Here is a 26966-nt window from a genome sequence, read left to right as displayed (position 1 = left end):
TTCCTTATGATGGAAACCGCCCTGTACAAAACAAAAAACAGCCCCGATATTCGGAGCTGTTTCATTCATCATTCTCGTCACCTAGCGGCGGATTATCAACCCCTGCGAATGACGCTATTATTGATTTAGAACACTTCTTGTTATCAAGCAAAGCGGCAACCGGCGCAAGCCCAGCATGTTTAAACCTGAAAGAGGCTCCAAATCACCGTCTGCCGGAATATGATATTCGCTGATCCGTTCAAGAATCGCTTCTAGTGCAATGGTTGTCTCCAACCGGGCCAATGGTGCTCCCAAACAATAATGAATCCCGTGCCCAAATGAAATATGTTGATTTGCCGGACGCGTAATGTCGAACGTATTCGGATTCTCGAACTTGGCAGGATCCCGATTGGCTGCTCCCATAAACATAATTACACGGTCCCCAGCCGTCAATTGGGCGCCCCCGATTTCGACGTCATGCATGACAATTCTGGGTACGAATTGAGCGGGAGTACGATAGCGCAGCACTTCGTCAACTGCTTGAGGAAGCAGTTCTCGGGATTTGCCCAAGAGATCCCACTGGTCCGGAAATTCCGCGAAAGTGCGCATGGCATTCGATAACAAATTCGTTGTCGTTTCATTGCCGGCAACCAGCAGAAGTACGCAGAAATTCGATGCCTCCGCGTCCGTTAGACGATTTCCCTCGACTTCCGCGGTTGCAATTCGGGATATAAGATCATTTTGCGGATTGTTTCTTTTTCTGCTTATAATTTCTTCGAAGTAGGCAAGCATTTCCCGATAGCCGGCAACATGTTCGGGAAGCTCTTCCATGAACCCTTGGGTAAGCCTTTCAACTCCCTGTAGTATAATGTCGGACCAACGCTTGAAGTGCGGCCGGTCCTCCACGGGAATGCCTAGCATTTCTGCAATGACCATAACAGGGAACGGAACGGCAAAGTCCCGTACAAAATCGATGTCGTCTTTTTCAAGCATCTGATCGAGCAGGCCATTCACAATATCGCGGATCCTCGGTTCGAGGTCGGCTACCGCTTTCGGCGTAAACGCATGGGTTGCAAGCGCTCGAAGCTGCGTATGACGGGGCGGGTCCATCGCTGAAATATTATTCGTTGGAAGTTCAAGGGAAAGGCCTTCATACACTTTGGACGAAACGACCGAGGCTCGCTAAACACTCTTTTGATTTCATCAAAACGAAAGATAAGATAAGCACCAAATTGCTCGTTGTAAGTAACCGGGGTTACTTTTAGCATCTCCGTATACCATGGATATGGATCGAGTCGCAAATCACGTTCGGTTGACATTGTTAACACACTCCTATGTTTTTGACTTATTTGTTACATGGGGCGACTTCAAGCTTTTTTCGGAATTCCTGCCTTTTCCATCTTAATTGCCTGAAAGATAAGTTTGTATCGGTTAGATTACGTATTCTGTCTCGTTAAATTACGTAATTTATGTTTTGAAACGTAGAGGCGGAGTGAGAAGTGTTTGAACGCGGCTGCGAGATCACGACGGTATGTTCATATTGAACAAAAAAAAGCCTAGCATCGAATTGTGTATCATCGATGTTAGGCCTTAGTAAAGTATTGCACATGTAACAGCAGTTCATCCCGATCCGGCTCAGTATCGTTTTCATCCACTTACTGGATATCGTGGCGTAACGCAAATTTCTCCTGTGATGTTCGGTGCAACCGCAGTCCCGGCTGCGACGGTTAATAGAATGGTGTCGAATCCGGTTTTGGTAAAAGCAAAGCTAGTTCCCGGCGTAATTGTATCCGATTCTATAACGGTCCCAGTGGGGCCTCCAACAAGGAAATCTACCGTTATCGTTCTTCCGGCGGGAGCAGCACCGATCATAATGCTTCCAGAAACAAATAAACTGATCGGATTCAAGTTATTGCGATAAAGAATCTGTATAATCGCAGCGGCAGTCGGGACAATATTTAGGGATACGCACTAGTCTTGGTGATTCGCATATTTTTCGGTAATTGGGTAATTAAAGTCGCAAATGATCCATAAAAAGAACAAATCCCCGCCGTTAAGCGGGGATCGTCCCATATGCAATTTTACTGAAAAATGTGTCGCTTTCTCTTTAATCCGCATATCTCACCAGCTGATATATTCGCAGGAGGGATAAGAAGTACGGAGTATCGGGAGACGTTAAGCAAAAGGGCTCGAACCCGTTCCGTTAGAAAAAACCTCTACCCCTAGGGGCGACATGGAGTGCTTCTCGCTTTTGTTCCTGCGTGCCCTTTGAGTTGCTCCGTGCTACAGGAATAGAGCTTGGAATGTTGACGGATTCGTTTGATGGTGGTCGATAGTAAGTGGATCTCTGGGCTGGTTACTTCAAGAATCCTTCGGATCGTAACTGCACGTCGACATCTGCCTCAAATTCCAGTCGAGGGTATAGAGCCTGCCATGTCTCCCACTTTCCTTTCAGATACCAGTGTCTCGAGAGGTAGTGCAGACCGAATCCAAGCGGATCCAACCCCTTTTTTTGTATTTTCTGAAGCAGTTTCACCAGTTTGAGTCGTATTTCTTTTGCCTCTTGTGATGCGTAGGCGGATGTATTGGCCGACACGCTAACACTTTCGTTTCCGGCCTCCTCAAAGGCGCCTCTTAGGCGGACATTGAATCTAACCTTAGGTGGCTGCGTATCCTCTTTCAGAATATACCGTACCTTCGAATCGCGAAGCATGGTGACTACACGTTCTTTCTCATCTTGGGATTGGAGCTCGTAGTGGAATATCTTCGGCTTTTTAGTGATTAACTTAAAAAAACTTACTTCCTCCGGTTTGAGCTCGAGCTTCATATTCTTTTTATCGAACAGCGCCAACCGGTCAGCAGTAATCTGGCCCTCTTTTTGCTCCAAGATTGGCAAATAGGGATCGGCCCCTCGTTCGTAGAAGCGTGCATAAACCATTGATAAAGGGACCGCATCCAGATATAAAGATTGATCTCGCATATTCGTAAAAATATCATTGAGGAAAATGCTGACCGGTTTCTCCGATGTCCGCTTTACCCTCAGTAGATCTTTAGCATTCGGGCGGGCAACCGCCATCCAAGCGATCAATTGTATCCCGGGTTTACGTATGGCGTAGTCGAGCACTGGCTTCACATTTTTCCTAGCGATCTCCTCCCCCATGACGATTACTTTTGTCTGTGAGAAGTCTAATAACTTTTCACTCTTGGCTTGAAGTGCTTCCACGGCATATGCGATCGAGTTCGCTTCCTTATCTAGGATGAAAAATTCGCTTTTTGCGGCGTTAGGATCGCTTTTCGTCGTGGCTACCTTGAGCGTTATATGATATTGTGCGCTTTTTCCTGCATCGACCCCAAAACCTACGACCAGGTTGCGCTTATCGATATCTACACCTTTACAACCCGATAAACCGAACAAGCAACCGATTAAGAGTATCAGGAATACTCCAGGTTTCCTATACATAAGCTTTCCTCATCTTTCGAGCAGAGTATAGGAGAAGGGTGGTTAAACATATGCTCCCAATCATTCGACTGATTAGAAAATATCGACTCCATCGAACCCATAAGTTAAGATCCGCAATATACATGAACCCGAACGGAACAACAGTGAATATAGCCAGTAACAGCCATTCTCTTTTCTTTGAACGGTTTGTAAACAGGGACTTGGCGGATTCGAAAGCAATATACCAGCTGGTGATACTTGTGAAAACCGTAAATATGGCGAGCAGGAGTAGAAATATATAGGAAAATCTCCCTAAAATGAACCACTCCATTCTGACCGAATCAGCCACAGAAAACCAAATGAAATTAAAATGTCCTGAAGCCTCCATGCCGAAAAAACCGATAGGAACGAAATAACCCGTAAGAATGAGGAATATGCCGGAGCCCGCGGTTATCAGTAGAATATGCGTGAATCGATAGTGACCACGAGACGTCTTCCAACTAATGTCGCTTTGAAACGTAGTTAAGGAAGTAAAACCCGAGAACATGGTAACGGATGCCGCAATCCCCCCCCATGTAGGCATAGTCCGTACATAAGTAGCGGCTTCACCTATCGCATCCCAGGACAGTTGATTATGGCTTATTGCTTTAATGATAAAAAAAACCAAGAACGGAAGAACCATCACAAATAAGATTTCCAAGACAAAGAGAATGGTCAGCGGTTGCTGACGGAGCGCAAAGATAATTAATACGACGATTAAGCCAGTAATTACATAGGGAGAGTTGGCGAGCACAGGATTAAGGGAAAACAACTTGACAAACAAAAATCCCCAAAGCAAACCTTGCGCATATTCTGTAAAAATTATATACCCCTGCATGGTTATCGATACCCATCTGGATACTCCTCCTTTACTCAGAGCATCCTGTAACGTTTGTATTGGAAAGGCAGAAAGGGACAGTAGAGCCAGACTTTGGAGTAAAACACCGACTAATATTCCGATAATAATCGAGGATGGTGCTCCATTGAATCGCTCAGCGATCAGCACGGTTGGTAAAAAGCTCAGAAAGTTCACAAACTGTGGACCGAGAAGAAGATAATACAGATATCGCCTGGTTAACAAGGTCAGCCCCCTTTTCTTTCATGAATCTTTTCGCGGGTAAACAATCGAAAATAGGGCTGTCCTATACTCCGCAGTGAGGAAAGATAAACGATCAACGATAAGACCCCGATAAGAAATCCAGCTACCCCGAAAAGCGTGGTTACCAGTACCAGCGGATACCGGATTACTCGGATCGAAATGGCCATCAGGTTGATCGGGATGACAAAGCTTGTTATTGCCATGACAGCCAGTACGATAATCATAATATCCGACACGAAACCGGCTTGGGATGCCGCCTCTCCGAGGATCAGTCCTCCTACAATTGCGGCGGACTGTCCAATTGCCTTAGGCAGCCTTATTGATGCTTCCACTAGAAACTCCCCCATCAACATTATAAATACTACTTCGATAATAGCCGGATAAGGTACCCCCGAACGGCTCCCCGCAAGATGAAGGGCAAGCTGGGACTGAAGCATCTCCGGGGCGTATTGAACTAACATTACGTAGAATGGCGCCGATAGAGTCGTAAACATGAAAGCAATATAGCGCAGGGCAGACATAAATTTGCACAAAATGGATAGTTCACTCATATCGTCCATCGACACAAAGAAATCGAAGAAGACGGATGGCGCCATCAATGCAAATGGGCTTCCTTCCAGCAGGATTACCACTTTTCCATCCTGGATGTTTTTTAGAACGCGGTCTACACGTTCGGATATCATATAAAGCGGGAATAAACTCCACTTCGCCTTGCTGAACATCTGATGAAGTTGACGGATATCGAACACAATGTCTAGTTTTATTGCGTCCAAGCGTGTGTTCATCTCTTGAAGCAAAGCAGGATTAACGTGTTCTTGATCGTAAAGAAGTGTGATTTTAGTCGACTGAAGGTTTCCAACTGTGCGATTATCCACCTTGAATGTCGGCTTACGGTATGCATTGCGGAGAAGATTCAACGAAACGTTCATATTTGAACTCAATCCATGTTGTTGACCAAGCAAGACCTTTTCTGTGGTTGGCTCGGAAAGAGACATAGCTTTGAATTCCTGCATATCAACAGCCAGGAACGGATTGTGTCCAACGAAGACGAGAACATAGCCTGATAACATCTGATCGACAGCCGTCTCCGGATTAGACAAGCCCTTGTTACCCTCAAAAGATTTCACATATTTCACAAACCCGAGTGGATCTTCATAAAAGGGCCTTATAAGCTGGTCCGCGATTTTCTTCTCGTGGCATACACTTTTCATGTAAATCAATTCCACTGATTGGTTGTCGGTTTCCAGTTTACGCTCAGTATAGTCTCCATTTCTACCCAATATCTCCCGCACGGAACTTAGTAAGTCCATTGCTACCCCACCTTTTTTCTAGGGTTACCAAGATTGAGTAAATTTTATACGGGATGGCCTAACTCTTCGACACGTAATAAAAATATGCCACCGAATATCACTGCCGTCGGTAGCCTATTTTCCTCGAGGTTCTGCCATGACCCATCGTTGTAATCGATTTAATTAAATGACTTTGGTTCGGCAAAAAAAGGCGCCGACAATTTGGAACATCAATGGGATACAGCTGAGCCTAGGCTTCGAAAAATCGATAGCCAGACATGGACCCAAATTGATGGAACGATTGACGTGGTATTAGCGCAAGTTCGTTCGGCAAACCCTGATGCCGGCAAGTGCCAATCTGCACTTAACGATTCGCTTAATATCTTAAACGAAGCAAATAAATAAGAATGAAATACGGTCGCTGTCAGCTGTACCAGTGTTTAAAATTGTCCAATAGCATCTCAGTGCTGCAGACATAATCTAGTATTGGTTTAGCAAGCGTACAACAGAAAAAACCTTTACGTAATTCATTCCGTAAAGGTTTTTTCGCACGTACAATTCAACTACCGTTAGTTACCGGTGAAGATGCAAATCTTATATGCATTGTTTTGTATAATATCCTAATTCTCATTAATATGAAATTCCACTCTCAACATTTTTTAAAAAATAATCCTGTACGACCTGATAATATGCAGAGCAATTAAGTTGTTTTTAAGCCTCCCGACAGACTTTCCTATTAACAACCTATTAGCTGCTTTTAGTTCAATGTCCTCTTGCATTGTCCCGATGCACCAAGTGCGGCCCCGATCGCAATACCGATTGCTATTCCAAGAGTGAAGTTATTAAACATAAAACCAAAAGCTGCTCCTAATGCAACTCCTATTGCCAGCCAACTTGCCATCGTTTTGTTTGAATTGCTCTTATTACCCATAGGTCAACTCCTTTCTCATCCTACATAAGACGGAATACAATATTGTCTTTCCACTAATCTGCTCGTTACTTCAACGAACTGGAGAAGGTTGCCGCGGCACCTGCTAAAAAAATCTCCACTATTGTTTCCTGTTCATTTATAGACGTACTTGGTCAATTTTGTCCCAGGACAGATAAATACATAAAACTGCTAATGCGAAATAGATTACAGCAAACCGTGTATTTCTACGGAATTTGATGCCATAGGCAGAGAAAAAAATTGCCGCAGCTAATTTAGCAACACTTTGGTAATAACCTTTATCCGAGAAAAAAGAATTACTACATATTATCGCAATCAACAATGTTGAAGAAACTAGAACCTTAAACCATAAAGGTTCCCTTAAGAATTGTTTATACATAAATCTAATCACCTGCATCGCGGTCTTCCCCTTCTCATTACATTATTCAACAGCCGATGCCAGTCTACAATTTTATTTTCTCGGTCAAAAATAAAATAGACCCAAAATCAATCAATATGAATAATCGATTTTGGGTCTTACTGGTATACATCTTTATGAATAACTATTCATTTTTTCATTATGATGAGTGAGAAGCTTATTAAATCTTGTACGCCTTCATCGCTTTAATGAGCTCTTTGATCGACGGACGCTTACCGTACATCAGCACGCCCGTGCGGTAAATCTTCGCCGACAGCCAGCCGGCAGCAAGAATGGTGACGATTAGAATGCCGAAGCCAAGCGCCACTTCCCAAATTGCCGGATCGGTTAGACCGATGCGCAGGAACATGATGAACGGCGTGAAGAACGGAATGTACGAGGCGACGATAACGATCGTGCTGCCCGGGTTAGCCAATCCGAAGATGCCGATGTAGAATCCGATCATCGTCAGCATCGTAATCGGCATCACCGCTTGGCCGAGATCTTCCGTCCGGCTGACGAGCGAGCCGACCGCCGCGAACATGGTCGCATACAGGAAATACCCCAGCAAGTAGAAGATAACGGCGTAAACGATAAGCATCGTGTCCAGCTGGCTCAAGTCGATGCCAAGATTGCCCAGCGCGCCCGCGTTATGCGGCAGGTTCAGGTTGATCAGCGCAACGATGCCGAAGACGGAAAGCTGAATGATGCCGACAAGGAACATGCCGATAATTTTGCCGAACATTTGCGTGAGCGGCGATACGCTCGTAATGAGCACCTCCATGATGCGCGAGCTTTTTTCGGTCGTAATTTCGGTAGCGATCAATTGTCCGGTAATCATGATGCCCATGAACAGCACGATGATCAGTACATAAACCATGCCGCGTGCAAGCGCGATTTGCTCCGGCGTTTTGCCGGTACCGACGCTGCCTGCGCCTTGTTCTAGCGAAATTTGCACGGAATCGAGTTCAATCGGACTGTTGATGCGCGCCACTTGCTCCGCCGTCAAGCCCAGCTCTTTGGTAACCATGCCGGTTTTCAGCGTAAACAACGCGACTTGCAAGTCGTTCTGGATCGAGAAGTTCGTGCTTTCCGACTTGTATATCGCTTTCGGGAAGCCGGTTTGTTTATCTTCCGTCAGCAGCAAATACCCGTCGATTTGCTTGTCGGTCATTTGCTTGCGGAATTTCTCTTCGTTTGCGGCGACCGAACCTGCATCGTCGTTCAAGACGATTCGGACGCTTGCTTCCTTCTGCGCGGCAAAATAGCTTTCGAGCTGCTTCGGTATGCCCGTCGTATCGCTTATCATGCCGACTTTCGTCATTTCATTGCCCGACATCAGGGAAATAAAATACGGAATGTTCGCAACGATGCTCATAATAACGATCATAATAACGGAAGTCACGATGAATGCTTTGGTTCTCAGCTTGTTACGCAGCGTAAATCCAATGACAGTGCCTAAATTATTCATGGCGATCACCTACCGATTTAATAAAGATTTCGTTGAGCGTGGGCTCCATCAATTCGAAACGATCAACTGTCGCTTGCTCCATGGCCGAGCGCAAAATTTGCTGCGCCGCGTCCACCCGGTTGATGCGAATGTCATAGCTGTTTTCGTGCACCGTTACATCGGTGACGCCCGGAATTGCCTCAAGCCCTCTCAGCTGCCGGTCCGCGCGGACGATAACCCGTTCTTTCGGGAAACGGTTTTTGATCTCTTTGATGCTGCCGGACACAACCGTATTCGATTTGTGCAAAATCGTAATGTTGCGGCACAGCTCCTCGACATGCTCCATCCGGTGCGTCGAGAACAGGATCGACGTTCCTTGGTCGCGCAGCTCTTTGACCGTGCTCTTCAGCAATTCGACATTGACAGGATCAAGCCCGCTGAACGCTTCGTCGAGAATCAGAAATTGCGGATTGTGAATGACGGCCGCGATAAACTGGATTTTCTGCTGATTGCCCTTCGACAGCTCTTCGATCTTCTTCGTGTAATATTCCGGCACTTCGAACCGGTCCAGCCACTTCTTCAGGCTTGACTCCGCATCTTTGCGCGACATCCCTTTCAGCTGCGCCAAATAAACGACCTGGTCGCAGACGCGCACCTTCGGATACAAGCCGCGTTCCTCCGGCAAATAACCCAGCTGCTTCGAGAGCTCCTGCGAATAGCCTTTTCCGTTGTACATGATACTTCCTTCATCCGGCAGGATGAGGCCAAGCACCATCCGCATCGTTGTTGTTTTGCCGGCACCGTTCGCGCCGAGCAATCCGTAAATCTCGCCCCGCTGAACCTCCAACCCGATCCGGTTAACGGCCGTTTTGTCTCCGTATTGCTTCACGACATTTTCCAGCTTTAATGAAACCATATCTCTTTCTCCTCTCAGCCCATAGCCTTATCTTGTTTTCATCAAATGCAACAATATTTCGTCCAGCTCCACCGATTGGGTTCGCATAATAGTCGCCCCACAAGCTCTTAATGCTTTTTCGGTGTCCGACGCTTGTTCGGTGATTAGCCGGATCATGCCTTTGGTACCCAGCCCTTCCTGTTGTACATCCACGACGCCCGGCAGGTCCGATAGCTCGCTTGCCGTTCCGTCGATTTGCACCCACAGCATCTTCCACTGGTCGAACAGCATATCTTTTTCATAAACGCCTAAGATGCGACCTTTATTGAAGAAAATGACGTAATCGGCCAGCTTGCGTACTTCTTCCATGATGTGTGTCGCCAGAAGTACAGTCCGATTACCATGATCCATAAATTTCTGGATCTCCTCGACCATCATCCGCCAGACGATCGGGTCAAGTCCCGATGAAGGCTCGTCGAGCAGCAGCAGCTCCGGCTGATGGGCAAGCGCCAGGATGAGATCGATTTTGCGCCGCTGTCCTTTGGACATTTTTCCGAGCTTCTGCCTCGGGTCGATGTCGTATTGGACGATCAGCTGGTCGTACAGCTTCCAGTTCCAGGTCGGATACCACTGCGCCGTAAATTCGGCCAGCACGTTCGCCCGAAGGCCGTTATAATATTCATTCGATATTTCCGGCACATAACCGATCTTCGACTTCAGCTCGACATCCGTGTCAGGGCTCACCGGCTGGCCGAATATCGATGCGACGCCCCGATCCGGATGCAGCGTTTGGAGCAAAATGCGGAACAGCGAGCTTTTGCCTGAACCGTTCGGGCCTACGATGGCCGCGATGTACCCGCGTTCGACTTGCAAATCCAACGGTCCGAGCTTAAACGAACCGATGGACTTTTCAATGCCTTGCATATGGATAGCCCAATCATTCATAGGATCACCTCTATCTTGGTCAATGGCCGATACGGCCTTACGAATTGCCGGTTGAACCTGGCTCCGCTTGTTTCGCTCTCAGCACTTCCTCGAAAATGCCCCGCATTTCCTCCGCCGTGCATTGAACGCGCATTCCTGCATCCACCGCCGCCCGAAACGCCTCGACGACGGCATCGCGCCGATAGCGCTCCCGGTCGTCCGTCCCGACCTTGGCGACGAACGTTCCCGTTCCCTGTTTCGTGCGCAGTAGCCCTTCGTTCTCCAAGTCCTGATATACCCGCCGGATCGTAATGACACTGCAGCCGAGGTCGCCGGCCAGCTCCCGAATCGACGGCAGAAGCGTGCCCTCGGCCAGCTGTCCGCTCAAGATAAGCGCCCTCAGTTGAACCTCGATTTGAAAATATAACGGTTCCGCACTGTCTTCATTCGTCCGAATCGGTATCCGCACGTTATCACCTTCTTTACAGCTTCCATACGTCTATGGAAGATCGCGAGTTTTCAAATTGTTCGTTCCAAGCTTCATGGAAACCGTCATGATCACGGCCCCGATCAACAGCGCTACAAGAGGCAGCACAGGTCCGGCGGAATGAATCATGTCAATGAACCAGCCAACGAGGCTATTTTTTCCGTTAGACTGATAATAAATTGCTATCGATCCGAGTAGATATACGAAAACTAGGATTGTTGAGACGATGAAGAGCGCTTTGCCGCTTTTTGAAAGCTCGATATACAAGTACAAGCTTGTAATGACAAGTGCAAATCCAAACCAGACGACGCCAAACTCGATCAATTGCAGCGGATTTAACAATTGCCTGACTTCCCATGAAATCAAATACTGCCAGACGAAAAAAATCGATATGGCCAGCAGGCTGGACACGATCATATGTAACACGCGGGAAACGACGATATCCTGCAATCGGATCGGCAGCAGCCGAAGCGAAGTGAGCCGTCTCGTATAACCTTCCATGTTCCAGTTCAGCTTGCTCCCTTTTTGAAACATGTAGCCGCAATTGCTGAACGATACCAAAAATATAAAATCGGTCATGACACTCATTTTCCGGGTCGTTATGAAATCGTTCATCATCGCCAAAGAAATAAGTCCCAAATAGCTGTAAAACAATAGCGTTCCGATAATCCCGAGCCAATGATGCCTGAAATGCCATTTTGTTAAAATCAAGGCACTGCGCCACGAAGTCATGGACTTCACCTCTCCCCGATGTGTGTTCAACGTGTATATACTGTATATGTTCATATACACAGTATATAGTGTGCTTATCGAGAACGCAATACTTTTTTTAAAACTTTCCAATTCGCCTTGTCAGATTAGGCTAATAATGAGCGCCTTCTTAACCGATGCGTTCGTTTTCCTGGGAAATAACTTGGGTTGCGCACTGGCACAAGCGTATGATTGGAATGCTTCGATACAAAAAACCCCTGCCTTGTTTCCATGGAAACAAAGCAGGGGTTTGATCAATTCGATATTTTGTTCAGCGTATAGAACGGCGGCTCTTCTATAAGCCAAAAATCGCGTCGATCATCGGCTTCGTATGGCCGCCCGGGTACATCAGATATAGCAGAACATATACGGCTACGCCCGTAATCGCGGCAATAAACCAGATCACCGCCGTGAATCGGCCAAGCTTCTTATGTTTGGCAAACCGATTATTGAACGCATGCAGCAGCGTAATGATCCCGAACACGCCCGCCGCCGCAGCGAGTACGATATGGAACAGAAGAAACACCAGATAATAAGGCTTCAGATCATCCGGCCCGCCCCATGCCGTGTTGCCGACGAATATCGTTCGCGACAAGTAGATGATCAAGAAAATCAGTGCGGCAGCGGATGCCGCCAGCATCGTCTTCTTGTGTGCCTCTCGTTTACCTTTTACAATGAAACGCCAGCCGAAGGCGGTTAATATCGCGCTGATCGCAATAAATGCCGTGCTGATCGTCGGCAATACATTATAGCTAGACACGTAGATCCTCCTTGTTACGATCGGTTCAGCAATCCCGCATTCGGGTTAAACCGGTTTTCCTGCTCGCCGCCGTCAACGATATCGTCATCGTCGTGAGCACGTTCGCGTCTGTACCATTGGTAGAACACGTATGCCAATATCGAACCGTACATGATTTCTTGAATGAGCTTCATAATAATGCCGCCCAATTGTTGATCGTCGAGCGCCGGCATTAAGTTGAAGAAAGTCGGACCATCGAACATTTGCAGCAATAATGCCGGGTCGCCCGGCACGCAATACCCCATAGCGACCGCCCATACGCTCGGGTCGTTATAGGTTGCGTACATCGGTGAACCTGCAAAAATGATCAATGCGCAGGCCGGCGTCAGCAGCACGCCATTCAAGAAGATATAGCCGATCCGACGCATGTCGGTGAGCCGGTTCCATTCCGGCACCGGATTCACGACCGGCCACCACATCATAAAGGCGGTCACGAGCATGAGCAAATAATAGAGCGTATGAATTGTATAATGCGTCATGATCGTATCCAAAATTTGAGGGACGTGATATAGCGAGAACAGCATGTTAAACAACACGGCCGTAAAGATCGGATGCATCAGAAACGACAGCTTGCGCAGCCCTTTCCAGCTAAGCAGCTTGCGCCATAACCATTCCGGCACGCCAAGCAAGATGAGCGGCGGAACGATCAAATACGACATGGACATCGACAGCATGTGGAAGCTGAACATCATATGACCCAGCAAATCCAAAGGCCCGCCCTGCGCCATATAAAATAAAAAGACCCCGGCGATAAACCAAAACTTGCGTAATCCGCGTACCGGCGGTTCCGTGGACGCGACTCGCAAGCGCCACGGCCCGATTGCGTACAAATAAACCGCTACGACAGCCAGCAAAAAGACGAGCAGATAAGGACTCCACAGTTCCTCGAAGCCAAAATATTGCAGTCCGAACATGAGAGCCACTCCTTTCGATCCTTTATCGGTCTTACAAAAAAAGAGGGGGCAACCTGAACCTGGCCTGCCTCCCTCCGACATTTAAATTACCACCAAACCCAATATACTGCCATGATAACGCAAGTTAACGCTACAAACGCGCCTCCGAAAATGAAGATGATCGGAATCATATGGCCGCGATCCTTCATATGCATCCAGAAGCCCATTTGAATAATGACTTGCAGAATCGCCATCGTGACAAGAAGAATCAACAAGAATGTACGGTTCACATCTCCGGCGGCAACGGCCGCGAATGCGATAATCGTTAAAATGATCGAGAAGATGAACCCGACAATATGCTTTTGGGGTCCCTCGTGCTTGTGGCGCTTCGTATTGCCTTCGCCTGCAACAGAGTGATTGGCTGCCATGAGCTTAGCCCACCTTTCCCATCAGATAAACGACCGTAAAGATGAATACCCATACGACGTCGATAAAGTGCCAGTACAAACCGGCAACGTAAGCTTTCGGCGCTGTGACGACCGTCAAACCTTTTTTCAAGATTTGACCCATCAGGATGGAAATCCAGACAACACCGAACAATACGTGGGCCCCGTGGAACCCGACCAGCGTATAGAAGGACGTACTGAATGCACTTGTAGAGAACTTATGTCCTTCATGGACATATTCGTAAAACTCGTAAATTTCGAGACCCAAGAACGACAATCCAAGAATAACCGTAATGAGCAACCAGCCAAGCATAGCCTTTGGTTTATTCTGATGCAATGCTTGCGTGGCGAATACGCTCGTCAAGCTGCTTGTGAGCAGGATGAAGGTTGCGATGGCAACCGTCGAAAGCTTGAACAGTTCCGTAGCAAGCGGGCCTTCTCCGGTTTGGGAGCGGAGTGCAATGTACGATGCGAACAACGTACCGAACAACACCGACTCGCCGCCAAGGAACAACCAGAAGCCGAGTACTTTATTGCGTCCCTCTAACGTCGCTTTTTCCGGCTCGTGCGGAAGCTCGCCGTGTGCGTGATCGTGTGCGCTCATGCTTTTACCCCCTTATCTTCCAGCTCTTCAGGTTCGATATGGAAGCCGTGATCGTCGATAACCGAACGAAGAACCATGCAGCCAAGCGTGATGGCCAATCCGATAATGGCGACGATATGGTTATTGAAAATCGTGTTCATGAAAGCATTGCCGAAATCGTCTTTTGCATACATCAAGCCCAAACCGCCGATGAACAGACCAACCGACATAAAGAACGGCAAGATCGACGGAGACGGCATATGAATCGATCCGATCGGCTCTGCAGGCGTCATTTCTTTGTTGCCAGCCATCTTCTCTTTCCAGAATGCGTCCAGACCGCGTACAAGCGGCAATTGCTTGAAGTTATACTCCGGCGCAGGCGAAGGAATCGACCACTCCAGCGTACGTCCGTCTTCCCAAGGATCGTTTGTCGCAGTTTTTGGTTTAAGCGACGTTACAACCAAGTTAATCAAAAATACAATCGTACCAATCCCCATCAGGAATGCGCCGATGGAGCTGACTAAGTTCATTGAACCAAAGCCCGGTTCGTCCAAATACGTATAGATACGGCGCGGCATACCGAGCAAGCCGAGGAAATGCTGAATAAAGAATGTCATATGGAACCCGATGTAGAAGGTCCAGAACGTCACTTGGCCAAGTCCTTCGCTCAGCTTGCGGCCGAACATTTTCGGCCACCAGTAGTGAAGGCCGGAGAAAATGCCGAGCACGATACCGCCGACGATAACGTAGTGGAAATGCGCTACGACGAAATACGAGTCATGATACTGGTAGTCCGCAGGCGCCGACGCAAGCATAACCCCGGTAACGCCGCCCATGGTGAACGTAGGAACAAATCCGATTGCGAACAAATTTGCGACCGTAAAACGGATTTGTCCGCCCCACATCGTAAAGATCCAGTTGAAAATTTTGATCCCCGTAGGAACCGCGATCAGCATCGTCGCGATCGAGAACAACGCGTTCGCAACCGGCCCAAGACCAACGGCGAACATATGGTGAGCCCAAACCATGAAGCCCAAGAAGCCGATCAGAACCGTTGCGAATACCATCGAGCTGTAACCGAACAACCGTTTTCTCGCGAACGTACTGATAACTTCAGATATAATACCGAATGCCGGAAGAATCAGAATGTAAACCTCCGGATGTCCGAAAATCCAGAAGATGTGTTCCCACAATACGCTGTTGCCGCCATTTGCCGTTTCAAAGAAGTTTCCTTGGAACAAACGGTCGAACGACAACTCGACAAGACCTACCGCAAGCGCCGGGAATGCGAACAGGATCAGCGCCGAAGTAATGAATACGGTCCAAGTAAAGAGCGGCATACGCATGAAAGTCATGCCAGGCGTACGCATGTTGATGATCGTGACCAAGAAGTTGATACCGCCGACCAGCGTACCGATACCGGCAATCTGCAAACCTAAGGCATAGAAGTCCATGCCGTGCCCGGAGTTGAATTCCATTCCGGCAAGCGGTGCATATGCGGTCCATCCTCCGTTAGGAGCGTCGCCTACAAGCCAGCCTACGTTTACGAGCAATCCCCCGAAGAAAAAAGTCCAGAAACCAAGGGAGTTCACGAACGGGAACGCGACGTCGCGTGCCCCGATTTGCAGTGGAACAATCGCATTCATAAACCCGAACAATATCGGCATCGCCGCAAGGAAAATCATTGTCGTTCCGTGCATGGTCAACAATTGGTTGAACGTTTCCGCACTGACAAAATCGTTCATCGGCTTCATCAGCTGAATCCGAATCAATACCGCTTCAATACCGCCGATCAAGAAAAACAAACCGCCAGCGAGAAAATACAGGATCGCGATCTTCTTATGGTCGACCGTGGTCAGGTAGTCCATGATCCCGGTGTATCTCTTCACTGTGTGTGACGTATGTGCCAATGTCTATACCCCCTTCTCCATGAAGTTATTTATTCAACTTCAGTCCAGCTAAGTATTTTGAAATGCCCTCAAGCTCTTGCTCCGTCAAGTCAACCTTCGGCATCTTCGTGCCCGGTTTCACCTTCTGCGGATCGGCAATCCATTTTTTCAACAGATCTTCAGTTGTGTGATTCGCGTCACGATACAGGATACCGGCAATCGTTTCACGGTCACCGATGCCCGCAAGGTTCGGGAATGGCGAAGGCTTGCTTTGGTCAATCGCATGGCAAGACAAGCATTGCTTCGTGAACACTTCGTTCAGCGCGCTATCTGCCATCGGTGCGGCTGGCGCTTTGATTTGCGTCACCCAAGTATCGAATTCGGACGGAGTTACCGCCTTCACCTTAAAGTCCATCAAGGCGTGAGAGAAGCCGCAGAGCTCAGCACATTTTCCTTTATATACGCCCGGTTTCGGCGCGGATAAGTACATTTTATTCGTTATCCCCGGGTTCGTGTCCATCTTGCCGCCCAGAGAAGGAATCCAGAAGGAGTGAATGACGTCCGCGGATGTCAGTTCGAACTGGATCGTTTTGTCCGTTGGAATGACAAGGTCTTCGGAAGTCTTGATACCGTACTTCGGATACTCGAATTCCCACCAGAATTGGTGCGCCGTAACTTTAACGACAAGCGCGTTGGCATCCTTCGAATAGTCTTTGGCCAACCCGAATACGCTCTTCACCGTCGGTATGCCGATGATGATCAAGAGCAGGATCGGAATCGCCGTCCAAATGATTTCAAGCTTATGGTTACCTTCCACTTGTACCGGAATCCCGGTTTGCCCAGGCCGTCTGCGGAAGCGAATCAACACATAAACAGACAGGAAAAACACGACCAATACTACGAAAATCATGATCGTAATGGATAACTTCATCAAGTCAAGCTGTTCTTCCGCTACCGGCCCTTGCGGATTCAACGTGGATAAGTCCGCACTGCCGCAAGCCGAAAGTAATAGCGCCATTCCCATGAGCAATGGAAGCAAACGCTTTACAACATGCCACCGATTCATCTTCTGATCAACCCCATTTTTCATTTTCACAACTCGCATCATTCGGCCTATCGCGGTTGTTTTGCTGTGGATATTGCAAACCGTACCGTAAACAAATTGTCACCTTTTTTAATATAAATTCGTTACAACCTTTTGTCAATCTTCCTGCGAGAGTTCACAAATTGTTCGTAAAGCCAAAAAAACAAAGGCACTCCAAAGAAAAAATGCTTTTCTTTATTCCTTTTCCTTAACTTTGAAAAAGCTACTTCTTGGTTATTGCCATCGGGGCATGTTTTTATGCATGACGATTATGAATATGTGGCGAAATTTTGACAAACGATATCGTACAAGAACTTTCTTATATTTAAAAGGAGGAGATTGAGAATGAGAAGGCTGAAGTACGCAATCGTATCCATTGCTTTGGCCGGGGCCGCCATTACGGGGATTAGCGGATGCAATTACACGTCGCATTACGAGAAAAGCCTGAACGACTTCGGCAGCAGAAAAGTAAACGATCCGAAAATGAAGTCCCTTCAGAGGTACAATACGTTATCCGCAGATCCGCAGCAGCACGATAATAAAAGCATCGCCTACAGCGCGGAGCTTTCGAAGGCGCTCATCGATCTGGACGGGATCGGCGCCGCCATCGTCATGCTTAGCGATAAGAACGCATATGTTGCGATCGCGCTGGACGGCGCGGCAACCGGAACGAAAGCCCACGGCGGGCGCAGTACGCACGAGCAGTCCCACATCGGGCAAGTTGACTCCAACATTCATGGGCAGAGCAAGCAGCCCCTTGGAAGCCAAAATCTCGTTTCGCCGTTCAATTCGTATTACACGGTCAAAGATCCGAAGTCGCTTTCCTCGGAGCTCAAGCAGGTCGTCGCCCACAAGGTCCGGCAGCTTAAGCCGGACATCCGGGATGTCCACATTTCCGCGAACATGGATTTTATCAACCGGATGAACGACTTTGCGATGGAAGCCTGGATGGGCCGTTCGCTTGCTCCGCTGACTCCTCAGTTTAACGAGCTGGTCAAATCGCATTTCGGAAGCAACGTCCCCCCGGCGACGAAGCTCAAGTAGCGGCTTCCTATTTAGACGGCTTGTTCAAACATTTTAAATAGAAGAAATGCATCGTTTGCTTCGATTCTATGGGCTCATCTGCAGCGATGCCGCGGGATGACGGCTGAACCGGAAGTCGTCCTTTCCATCGTTACCCGCTGGATAAAGCTCGCCGTCCCATACCTTTTGCTGCAAGTACAAGCACAACTCGCCGAATATGCGAGGTTTGCCGGTAAGAAAGCGATCGTTCGGAGCAATGGCGTCGCGGATCAGCAGCTCGCACATCGCGCGCACGCTTTCTACGTCGGCATCCAAGTACCGGTCGACTGCTTGTTTTTGCGATGAGCTGAGCGGCCCTTGGGCGAGCCCCGCTATCATAATCGGCTGCTTGGACTTCGATTCGGTGACGGTAAGCGGCGAAAGCTGTACATGGGGTTCCGCCGGAGCATCGGATTGGCTTTCCGAGGAAGCTTCGGGCTCCTCCGACCAACCGAACAGATCGTCCATCGTAAACTGTACCGGCTCCTCTTTGGCCGGTTTCGATTTGGACTTGGGGGCGGTTGTGGCTGATCTTGGTTCCAACGCTTGCATCGGTTCCGGAAGCCGTGGTTCCGCAAAGCGGCGGTTCGCTTGCTGCTCGCGCTGGCGTCTGCTTGTCTCATCTCCATGCTCGCGAAAAAGCCGGCGGAGCGTTGCGACTTGCCGATCAAGCAGCGGCATGCCAAGCGCCACCGCTTCGCCAATGTCCCTAGGCATGACGAACGAATCCGGCATCATCGGAAAAGACGCTTCGAAACGCCAGCCGTCGCTCATTTTCACGAGCAATTCGTCCATTTCGTAATCTACGGATTGGAAGCCGTCGAGAATCGCTTTGACGCAATGAGCGGGAATCATCGTATGCTCCTCAAAATGCTCCTTGCCGAATCGGATTTGCTCTCCCGTCCGCTGATGCCGAACGACATATACGTGGCGCAGCGTCCGGCCGCACTGGCAGCGGTACTGCTGATGCTCGCGGTAATTCGGCCCGGCGTCGATATAATCGACGAGCAGCCAGTCGTCGATGAACTGCTCCACTTCCTTGTCGCTCATCGTCGGCGTAATTTGGACGCCTTTGCTCGCCGCGAGCTCGCGGGCGAACGCCGTTTGCTTCCCTCTTTTGACGAAATGCTGTATGTACTCCCGCTGCGGAGCCGATAATGATTCCATCAGGCGGTCTCTGTCCTGCTGCTGCAAAATAACTTTCATAGTCCATCTCTTCTTTCACTCTATTTCTTCTATTATATATAGTTCGCTACTGCATCCCCGAAGTCCTTCCTCCAGGAACGACGGCAATTGTTTCCGAACTGTGTTATACTCTAACAGATACTGTTTAGAAATCGAATCAAAAGGGGTTTGTAACTTTGTCACAGCAAACATTTCAATCGCTCGGCATTCGGCGGGAAATTGCGGACGTGCTTGCGGAGGGTGGCGTTGTTGAGCCAACGCCGATTCAAGCCGAGGCAATTCCGCTTCTATTAAAAGGCGAAGACCTGATCGCGCAAGCGCAGACCGGAACAGGCAAAACACTCGCTTTCGTGCTTCCGATTCTCGAACGAATCCGCGTTCAATCGAAGGACGTTCAAGCGCTTATCATTACGCCGACGCGGGAGCTTGCCCTGCAAATCACGGGCGAGATAAAAAAACTTGCGGCCGTCATTGGGGCTAACGTTCTCGCGGCATACGGAGGCCAAGACGTCGAACGTCAAATTCATAAGCTCAAGGGCAATATACATATCGTCATCGGAACGCCGGGACGGCTGCTCGATCATTTGCGGCGGGAAACCGTTCACTTCGGCAACATCAGCGCGCTGGTACTTGACGAAGCGGATCAAATGCTGCATATGGGTTTCCTGCAGGAAGTGGAGCAGATCATGAACGTATGCTCGTCGCGCCGTCAGACGATGCTGTTCTCGGCCACCATGCCGCAAGGAGTGCGTAACCTGGCTAGCCGATTCATGCGAAGTCCGCAGGAGGTCAGCATTCAGAGCAAAAAGGTGACGCTCGACGAAATTAAGCAAATCGCCGTCGAAACGACCGATCGCGGCAAGCAGGATGCGCTTTGCAAGATGCTGGACGAGCATCAGCCGTTTCTCGCGATTATTTTTTGCCGGACGAAACGCCGGGCCAGCACATTGTGCGAAGCATTAGTCGAGCGAGGCTACAATGCCGACGAGCTGCACGGCGACTTGTCCCAATTGAAACGGGAGCAGGTCATGAAGCGATTCCGCGAAGCGAAGCTTCACCTGCTCGTTGCAACCGATATCGCGGCGCGCGGTTTGGATATCGAGGGCATCTCTCATGTATACAACTACGACATTCCGCACGATGTCGAAAGCTATATTCATCGGATCGGCCGTACCGGCCGCGCAGGCGAAAGCGGCATTGCCGTCACGTTCGTATCGCCAAGAGACAAGGACGAGCTGGCCATGATCGAAAAAGGCATCCAGATGCGGCTTGAGAAGCGCAGCGCTTCCGGCGATGTAATCAAGACCGGCCGGAAGCGCCAAGCGGCCGGTCAGCAGGCGGGTGAGCGCCGGAGTGAACGCGCCGGAGCGAAGCGCGGCGGCGCTGGCGCAGAGCGCCGGGGCGCAGCAGGCGCTTCGCGCGGTGGCGACGCTAGCGCAGAGCGCCGGGGCGCAGCAGGCGCTTCGCGCGGTGGCGACGCTAGCGCAGAGCGCCGGGGCGCAGCAGGCGCTTCGCGCGGTGGCGACGCTAGCGCAGAGCGCCGGGGCGCAGCAGGCGCTTCGCGCGGTGGCGACGCTAGCGCAGAGCGCCGGGGCGCAGCAGGCGCTTCGCGCGGTGGCGACGCTAGCGCAGAGCGCCGGGGCGCGGCAGGCGCTTCGCGCGGCGGCGGCGGCCGCCCCGGCGGGCGCAGCGGCGGCCCGGGCGGCAACCGGGGCGGTGCCGGTGGCAGACGGCGCGGCCGGTAAGCATGACATCAACTCCTTCACCATTGATCAGGTGAAGGAGTTTTCTTTTGCCCGTATATACCCCGACACCCCTGCCGCATCCATCATTTAACACCTCGCTCCTCCCGCAAAAATACAGGAGAATTCATGACGGAATGCCGCATACATGTTATAATGTTAGACGCTGCCTGCAGGCAGCTTATTTTACGACAGAGTTCGAAATCTCCGCCTCTGTTAAAACAAAACTAGGAGGGCATCCAATGCCGAAAAAAAATGCACTAATCCCGTTTCTCCCCGTCGAGAAAAGCTCTTCGAAGCTTCTCTACTTATCGGGCCTGTTCGTTTGCTGCGTCATGGTAGCCAACATCGTAGCGACGAAAATCGCCAGCTTCGGCTTCACCTACGCAACCGTGGCGATTATTTTTTACCCGCTCACCTTCGTTATCGCCGATACCGTCTCGGAGGTTTGGGGCAAGCGCGTCGCCCAGCGCATGGTATGGACAGGGCTCGCCGCCAACATCGTCATGACCGGAATGTTCGCGATCGCCGTTTACATGCCCGGGGCACCCTTCTATCAGGACCAGTCGATGTTCCAATCCGTCCTGCTCAGCGTTCCGCGCATCGTGCTCGCATCGGTCGTCGCTTTTTCCGTCTCGCAGAACCTGGACATCTTCATGTTCCTCGGTTTGCGCCAAAAAACCGAAGGCCGTCACCTATGGCTGCGCAACAACGCCAGCACGATGGCCAGCCAGCTGATCGATACGATTATATTTTCGTTCGTCGCTTTTTTCGGAACGATGTCGGTTTCCGAGATTTGGACGATCATCGGCACCGAATATTCGCTTAAGCTCATCATGAGCGTTCTGTTCACGCCGGTTGTTTACTTATTGGTCGCTTGGGCCAGATCGAATACGAAGGAGGCTGCTCAGCATGAGCGAAAATCCGCATAACCCGATCGAAGGGCTGACCCTTCTCGGCAATCAGAAGACCGTATACGCTTCGGAATACGATCCGAACATCCTCGAAACGTTCATCAACAAGAAGCAAGACCGTGACTATTTCGTCAAATTCAATTGTCCGGAATTTACGAGCCTGTGCCCGATGACGGGACAACCCGATTTCGCGACCATTTATATAAGCTACGTTCCCGACGTCCGGATGGTGGAGAGCAAATCGCTGAAGCTGTACCTGTTCTCGTTCCGCAACCACGGCGATTTCCACGAAACGTGCGTTAATACGATCATGGACGATCTGATCGACAAGATGGATCCGAAATATATCGAGGTATGGGGCAAATTCACGCCGCGCGGCGGCATCAGCATCGACCCGTATTGCAATTACGGCAAGCCGGGAACGCCTTGGGCCGAAGTCGCACGTCAAAGACTATACAATCACGACATGTATCCGGAAAAAATCGATAACAGATAATCCGGTGCTAACCATACTACAAGGTTACCGACAACATAAAAAACAGCAGCTCCAGACAGTACATTTACTGCCCAAGCTGCTGTTTTTTCCTATATAAATATACCCATGATTACAGCTCCGTCAAAATCATCGGCCCATTCGCCGTAATCGCGATCGTATGCTCATATTGCGCCGACAAGCTGCCGTCGATCGTTCGCGCCGTCCAGCCGTCCGCATCGACCTTCGCCTGGTATGCACCGATATTCAGCATCGGCTCGATCGTAAAGACCATGCCTTCTTTCAGGCGCGGCCCTTTGCCCGCCGGCCCGTAGTGCGGCACCTGCGGCTCTTCGTGCATTTCTTGGCCGATGCCGTGGCCGATAAACTGACGGACGACCGAATATCCGCGTTCTTCCGAATATTTCTGAACCGCATTCGACACATCGCCGAGACGGTTGCCGACTACGGCTTTTTCAATCCCGACAAACAAAGCTTCCTTTGTCGTATTCAGCAGTCTTTCCGCCTCGGCGGAAACGTTGCCGATCGCGTACGACCAAGCGGAATCGGCCAACCAGCCGTTCAAATTGACAACCATATCGATCGTGACGATATCTCCGTCACGAAGCTGCTCTTTTTTGGGGAAGCCGTGGCAGATGACGTCGTTCACCGAAGCGCAGGTCGCATAAGGATAACCGTGATATCCTTTTTGCTCCGGCGTTGCGCCATGGCGGCGAATGAACGCTTCCGCGAATTCGTCGATTTCCCAAGTCGTTACGCCCGGGCCGATGCGGGCTGCGATCTCTTGATGACAGGCGGCCAAAATTTTGCCCGCTTCGCGCATTTTCGAAATTTCTTCCATCGTTTTTATAATAATCATGTCGCAATTTCCCTCCACTGCTGCAAGATCAACAATTAACTATTAAACTATACCACAAATCGTCTAGAAATATGTAGCCGGGCAAACGCCCGTTTTCCTAGCATCCTTTGGCAGCAATAACCCTTCATAACGGAAAAACGCCGCCTTGCCCGGGGGGAGACAAGACGGCGTTTCGTTATGTGCTTTTTGATTATTCAGCGGATACGGACTCGGACGTGGATGCTGATGCAAGCTTTTCTTTCAGCTGAGCAAGCCGCTCGTCGACTTTCGCTTGCTTCACGGCATCGACCTGCGTCGCGCTGACGCCGGATGTGTAAGGTCGGCGAATGACCTCGGCTTCCACTTCGAGCTGCATAATTTTTTCTTCCATGCGGTGGAATCCACGAGATGCGTTGCCGCCTTCGATCACGTTCGAAGCGCTGATCTGCGCCATTTGCTTTCTCGCGTTCGCGAGCTGAGCACGGGATACCAGCTCGTCGCGTTTGCTGCGCATTTGGGCAAACTCGCCTTTCATTTCCTCCAGCTGACGGCTGAGCTCTTCGGATTGCGCCTTCGATTGGGTGTACAATTCCGTCAGATCGACTACTTGCTGATCGAAGTAAAGCTTCTCCGACAACGCTTTGCGTGCAAGCTCCTCTTGTCCATCCTTCACCGCGGCGACCGCTTGTGCTTCGCGATCTGCGCTCAGGCGCGCAGCTTCTACGAGGCGGGCTTGAATTCTGCGTTCTTCCGTCACTTGACGCGCTACCGACGTTTCAGCCTGCGCAATTTCCTCTTCCATGTCGCGGATATATTGATTCATCATCACGACCGGATTTTCCATGCTATCCAGAACCTCGTTAACCGATGCTTTCGTCATATCTTTAATTCGCGCAAATACTCCCATTTGTTCCATCTCCTTTGTATTTTTATATGATTTGTTTATTAACAACGGCCGATTAATATGTCCGTCGTTTCGTTAACATGGAAATGCCGAATCCGATAAAAGCAATCGCGATCAGCAGCCCGATAATACCGGACAGCTTGCCGAGCAAGCCGATGGCGCCAAGTACGACCAGGATCCATCCGATAACGCCGCTTCCCCGCTTAATGGCCATCGCTCCGACAACCACCATCGCAATCGGAATAAGCAACCCGATAATCGTACCGATCAGGAATCCCATCTTCCCTAGCAAAATAATGGCGCCCAAAGCGATAAGCACGATCGCCAATCCTTTGTTTCCTCTCATGTCCCATTCCACCTTCCCTTCGCTCGGATGAAGCGACCGCTTAGCTTTCGTTTGGTGCCGTTCGTTTCATTCCGTCGTTCATGTTTTCATTGTAGGCCATTTCGAAGGCTACCAAAACAGACCGGCGACGGTTTTTGCTGCTGGACCTAGGTCCAGTACGATCTCCGACCTGCGGATCCGCGCGGCGCGGCGAGGTCGATCGTTTTTCTAACAGGAATGGATAACAACGATTCAAACAGACAGCTTGTCGGAGGCAATTTTCATAGACATCTTTGTAATAGACTTCTATAGAAGCATTCGGTATGATTGGGGTATTTAAAATAATCAAAGGGGAAATTGAAATGATCAAAGCGATCGTTTTTGATTTTGACGGATTGATTCTGGATACCGAAACCGCCGAGTACGAGACGTTCCGTGAGATTTACCGCCGGCACGGCCAGGATCTGCAGCTGGAAGAATGGGGCAAATGGATCGGGACGGACGGCAGCGGCTTTAATCCGTACGACCACCTGGATCAACTTGTCGGGCAGCCGCTCGTACGGGAAGATGTTCGCAATCTTCGCAAAGAAACCTTTGACAAGCTAATGCAAGATCGGGACATCCGTCCCGGCGTTCGCGAGATTCTGCAATCCGCACAGGGGCTTGGCCTCCGGATCGGCCTAGCCTCTAGCGCGACGCGAGCGTGGGTAACGGGTTACTTGTCCCAATACGGGATCATCGACTATTTTGAATGCATATGGACTCGAGACGACGTTGCAAACGCAAAACCCGATCCCGAGCTCTATGTACGTGCGCTCGCGTCCCTTGACGTCGCTCCTTCGGAAGCGATCGCCTTCGAGGATTCGCCGAACGGGGCTTTGGCGGCCAAACGCGCCGGGATGCACTGTATTATCGTGCCCAATCCGACAACGGATCGGCTTGTATTCGGCGAACACGATTTGAGACTCCAATCCATGCATGGCGTCGACTTGCAAGAGCTGATCGCTTCGCTGAATGCCCGATAACGAACAAATGCCGTCAACGCGAGGAGCGAAGACGGCATTCTATTTATGGATGATCGGCGAGCTACACGGACGACTTCAATTTGGCTAGTTCATTTTCCACGAGTGTTGTCAGCTCGTCCTCATAGCCTCCCGTTATACGATACTTGCGAATATATTCTTTCACAAACTTCCTCGGGTCTCTAGGTCGGAAAATTCTTGCCATCTCCTTCACGCTTTCCTTGACTTCATTGTTACCTTTCGTCGCCATACAGATCCCTCCAAAAAAGTTGGTCGTATTGCATCAATCGACTAGGGCCGGTCCGATTCGCAACGTGAAGACGAGTCCGGTGAGCTGCCATATCCGTTCCAATGTTTCGTTATTCGATTATTCAGTATCCCATTGGAACTGTTCTCCGCAAAATGGCACAAACATCAGCTTCGTTTGCCCGATTTCGATAACATCCCTTGGTTTTAGCTCCTCAGCTGTAATAATTTCCTCCTCGTTTAAATAAACGATGCCGCGGCCTTCCCCGGGAAACACACGGAATAATTGTTTCTTGGGATTGTAGCTGACGATGGCGTGATTGTCTCGCGAGACGGTATCGTCTCCGGCAATACGCACATCCATATGCTCGCCCCGGCCGATAAAATTGCGTTCGCTGCGCAAGCGGAAGTCTTTGCCGCGGTCAGGTCCGCCTATGCAAACAAGCCATCCGACGACAGGATCAATGCCAAGCTTCTTGCGGAACATGCCTACCGTCTTGCCTTCGTCGCCGCCGTTTCCCAGCGGGCGGGGCGGCATATCCGGAATGCCGGCAACATTCGGAACATTCTGACCATTTACTGCAAGGTTAGGCACCGTTTTATTGGAGTCGTATGCCTCCGGCTGCTTTGGCGTCGTAGGTTGCATCGGCAGATCGATGTTAATGCCGCAGTGAGGACATGAGCTATGTTTGGTCGGATCATAGAAATGACCATGTTGACAGCGAATATTTTGCATGGGGAAACCTCCTCATTAAACTTATTATATCAGTCCGAAGACTTGGTTGAAAGCCTTTTTCTTTCCAGTCGAGGATAAACGAAGGATAAACGGCTGACGCCGTCCTAT

The 26966-nt window shown here is 49.8% G+C and carries 28 protein-coding genes; 5 read left to right on the top strand and 23 right to left on the bottom strand.

Features of this window, described 5'->3' with window-relative positions; translation table 11 throughout:
- Positions 1–117: 117 nt before the first annotated feature.
- The 17 genes from AC0LWM_RS16495 to coxB all read right to left on the bottom strand — a co-directional run bounded on the left by AC0LWM_RS16495 (position 118) and on the right by coxB (position 17373).
- Entirely contained in the window at positions 118–1089 is a 972-nt protein-coding gene (locus AC0LWM_RS16495) for a cytochrome P450 (protein WP_474676064.1), read from the bottom strand.
- A gap of 537 nt (positions 1090–1626) precedes the next feature.
- Positions 1627–1935 carry an S-Ena type endospore appendage gene (locus tag AC0LWM_RS16490; protein ID WP_474676193.1) on the bottom strand — a complete coding sequence of 103 codons (309 nt, stop codon included), beginning with the start codon at positions 1933–1935 and terminating at the stop codon, positions 1627–1629.
- Between the two features lie 400 nt (positions 1936–2335).
- The gene (locus AC0LWM_RS16485; RefSeq protein WP_474676062.1) at positions 2336–3439 is read right to left on the bottom strand and encodes a Ger(x)C family spore germination protein; all 1104 of its coding nucleotides are present in this window, start codon (positions 3437–3439) and stop codon (positions 2336–2338) included.
- Positions 3432–4538 (bottom strand): hypothetical protein, encoded by a 1107-nt coding sequence (locus AC0LWM_RS16480; RefSeq protein WP_474676061.1) that lies wholly within the window; start codon positions 4536–4538, stop codon positions 3432–3434. The genes AC0LWM_RS16485 and AC0LWM_RS16480 overlap by 8 nt, the downstream gene beginning before the upstream one ends.
- A gap of 2 nt (positions 4539–4540) precedes the next feature.
- Positions 4541–5866 (bottom strand): spore germination protein, encoded by a 1326-nt coding sequence (locus tag AC0LWM_RS16475; protein WP_474676060.1) that lies wholly within the window; start codon positions 5864–5866, stop codon positions 4541–4543.
- Positions 5867–6602: 736 nt separating this feature from the next.
- Complete coding sequence (locus AC0LWM_RS16470) at positions 6603–6776, bottom strand: glycine zipper domain-containing protein (protein WP_474676058.1); 174 nt, start codon at positions 6774–6776, stop codon at positions 6603–6605.
- Between the two features lie 596 nt (positions 6777–7372).
- The gene (locus AC0LWM_RS16465) at positions 7373–8662 is read right to left on the bottom strand and encodes an ABC transporter permease (protein ID WP_474676057.1); all 1290 of its coding nucleotides are present in this window, start codon (positions 8660–8662) and stop codon (positions 7373–7375) included.
- On the bottom strand, positions 8655–9557 hold the full coding sequence (locus tag AC0LWM_RS16460) for an ABC transporter ATP-binding protein (protein ID WP_474676056.1): 903 nt from the start codon (positions 9555–9557) through the stop codon (positions 8655–8657). The genes AC0LWM_RS16465 and AC0LWM_RS16460 overlap by 8 nt, the downstream gene beginning before the upstream one ends.
- 27 nt (positions 9558–9584) lie before the next feature.
- Positions 9585–10481 (bottom strand): ABC transporter ATP-binding protein, encoded by an 897-nt coding sequence (locus AC0LWM_RS16455; RefSeq protein ID WP_474676055.1) that lies wholly within the window; start codon positions 10479–10481, stop codon positions 9585–9587.
- Positions 10482–10518: 37 nt separating this feature from the next.
- Complete coding sequence (locus AC0LWM_RS16450) at positions 10519–10929, bottom strand: GntR family transcriptional regulator (protein ID WP_474676054.1); 411 nt, start codon at positions 10927–10929, stop codon at positions 10519–10521.
- A gap of 30 nt (positions 10930–10959) precedes the next feature.
- A complete protein-coding gene (locus tag AC0LWM_RS16445; protein ID WP_474676053.1) occupies positions 10960–11679 on the bottom strand; it encodes a hypothetical protein in 720 nt (239 codons plus the stop codon).
- A gap of 313 nt (positions 11680–11992) precedes the next feature.
- Complete coding sequence (locus AC0LWM_RS16440; protein ID WP_474676052.1) at positions 11993–12457, bottom strand: DUF420 domain-containing protein; 465 nt, start codon at positions 12455–12457, stop codon at positions 11993–11995.
- A 14-nt stretch (positions 12458–12471) separates the two neighbouring features.
- Positions 12472–13410, bottom strand: a complete 939-nt coding sequence (gene ctaG / locus AC0LWM_RS16435) for a cytochrome c oxidase assembly factor CtaG (RefSeq protein WP_474676051.1) — start codon at positions 13408–13410, stop codon at positions 12472–12474.
- 86 nt (positions 13411–13496) lie between these two features.
- The gene (locus AC0LWM_RS16430) at positions 13497–13817 is read right to left on the bottom strand and encodes a cytochrome C oxidase subunit IV family protein (RefSeq protein WP_474676050.1); all 321 of its coding nucleotides are present in this window, start codon (positions 13815–13817) and stop codon (positions 13497–13499) included.
- Between the two features lie 4 nt (positions 13818–13821).
- Entirely contained in the window at positions 13822–14439 is a 618-nt protein-coding gene (locus AC0LWM_RS16425; protein ID WP_474676049.1) for a cytochrome (ubi)quinol oxidase subunit III, read from the bottom strand.
- Positions 14436–16286, bottom strand: a complete 1851-nt coding sequence (gene ctaD, locus AC0LWM_RS16420; RefSeq protein ID WP_474676192.1) for a cytochrome c oxidase subunit I — start codon at positions 16284–16286, stop codon at positions 14436–14438. Before ctaD ends, AC0LWM_RS16425 begins: the two co-directional genes overlap by 4 nt.
- A gap of 67 nt (positions 16287–16353) precedes the next feature.
- A complete protein-coding gene (gene coxB / locus AC0LWM_RS16415) occupies positions 16354–17373 on the bottom strand; it encodes a cytochrome c oxidase subunit II (protein ID WP_474676048.1) in 1020 nt (339 codons plus the stop codon).
- A gap of 363 nt (positions 17374–17736) precedes the next feature.
- Here coxB and AC0LWM_RS16410 point away from each other — a divergent pair, with 363 nt between their 5' ends.
- Positions 17737–18435 carry a YhcN/YlaJ family sporulation lipoprotein gene (locus AC0LWM_RS16410; RefSeq protein WP_474676047.1) on the top strand — a complete coding sequence of 233 codons (699 nt, stop codon included), beginning with the start codon at positions 17737–17739 and terminating at the stop codon, positions 18433–18435.
- Between the two features lie 66 nt (positions 18436–18501).
- Here AC0LWM_RS16410 and AC0LWM_RS16405 read toward each other — a convergent pair whose 3' ends face one another.
- On the bottom strand, positions 18502–19659 hold the full coding sequence (locus AC0LWM_RS16405; RefSeq protein ID WP_474676046.1) for a DUF3895 domain-containing protein: 1158 nt from the start codon (positions 19657–19659) through the stop codon (positions 18502–18504).
- A gap of 155 nt (positions 19660–19814) precedes the next feature.
- Here AC0LWM_RS16405 and AC0LWM_RS16400 point away from each other — a divergent pair, with 155 nt between their 5' ends.
- The 3 genes from AC0LWM_RS16400 to queF all read left to right on the top strand — a co-directional run bounded on the left by AC0LWM_RS16400 (position 19815) and on the right by queF (position 22790).
- Entirely contained in the window at positions 19815–21383 is a 1569-nt protein-coding gene (locus tag AC0LWM_RS16400; RefSeq protein WP_474676044.1) for a DEAD/DEAH box helicase, read from the top strand.
- A gap of 239 nt (positions 21384–21622) precedes the next feature.
- Positions 21623–22312 (top strand): queuosine precursor transporter, encoded by a 690-nt coding sequence (locus AC0LWM_RS16395; RefSeq protein WP_474676042.1) that lies wholly within the window; start codon positions 21623–21625, stop codon positions 22310–22312.
- Positions 22293–22790 (top strand): preQ(1) synthase, encoded by a 498-nt coding sequence (gene queF / locus AC0LWM_RS16390; RefSeq protein ID WP_474676040.1) that lies wholly within the window; start codon positions 22293–22295, stop codon positions 22788–22790. Before AC0LWM_RS16395 ends, queF begins: the two co-directional genes overlap by 20 nt.
- Positions 22791–22899: 109 nt before the next feature.
- On the opposite strand, the gene map is transcribed toward queF, so the two are convergent.
- The 3 genes from map to AC0LWM_RS16375 form a co-directional block, all read right to left on the bottom strand.
- On the bottom strand, positions 22900–23646 hold the full coding sequence (gene map, locus AC0LWM_RS16385) for a type I methionyl aminopeptidase (protein WP_474676039.1): 747 nt from the start codon (positions 23644–23646) through the stop codon (positions 22900–22902).
- A gap of 190 nt (positions 23647–23836) precedes the next feature.
- Positions 23837–24532: a PspA/IM30 family protein gene (locus tag AC0LWM_RS16380; protein ID WP_474676038.1), complete on the bottom strand. Its 696-nt coding sequence runs from the start codon at positions 24530–24532 to the stop codon at positions 23837–23839.
- A 52-nt stretch (positions 24533–24584) separates the two neighbouring features.
- Positions 24585–24875 carry a LiaF transmembrane domain-containing protein gene (locus tag AC0LWM_RS16375; protein WP_474676037.1) on the bottom strand — a complete coding sequence of 97 codons (291 nt, stop codon included), beginning with the start codon at positions 24873–24875 and terminating at the stop codon, positions 24585–24587.
- 341 nt (positions 24876–25216) lie between these two features.
- On the opposite strand from AC0LWM_RS16375, the gene AC0LWM_RS16370 reads away from it, so the two are divergent.
- Positions 25217–25879, top strand: a complete 663-nt coding sequence (locus AC0LWM_RS16370) for an HAD family hydrolase (protein ID WP_474676036.1) — start codon at positions 25217–25219, stop codon at positions 25877–25879.
- A gap of 61 nt (positions 25880–25940) precedes the next feature.
- On the opposite strand, the gene AC0LWM_RS16365 is transcribed toward AC0LWM_RS16370, so the two are convergent.
- A complete protein-coding gene (locus AC0LWM_RS16365) occupies positions 25941–26126 on the bottom strand; it encodes a hypothetical protein (RefSeq protein WP_474676035.1) in 186 nt (61 codons plus the stop codon).
- Between the two features lie 117 nt (positions 26127–26243).
- A complete protein-coding gene (locus AC0LWM_RS16360) occupies positions 26244–26858 on the bottom strand; it encodes an FHA domain-containing protein (RefSeq protein ID WP_474676034.1) in 615 nt (204 codons plus the stop codon).
- Positions 26859–26966: the final 108 nt, after the last annotated feature.

This window comes from Paenibacillus sp. sgz302148, from assembly GCF_056120465.1.
The sequence above is the reverse complement of the archived record's forward strand: the minus strand, read 5'-3'. Positions and strand labels throughout refer to the sequence as shown.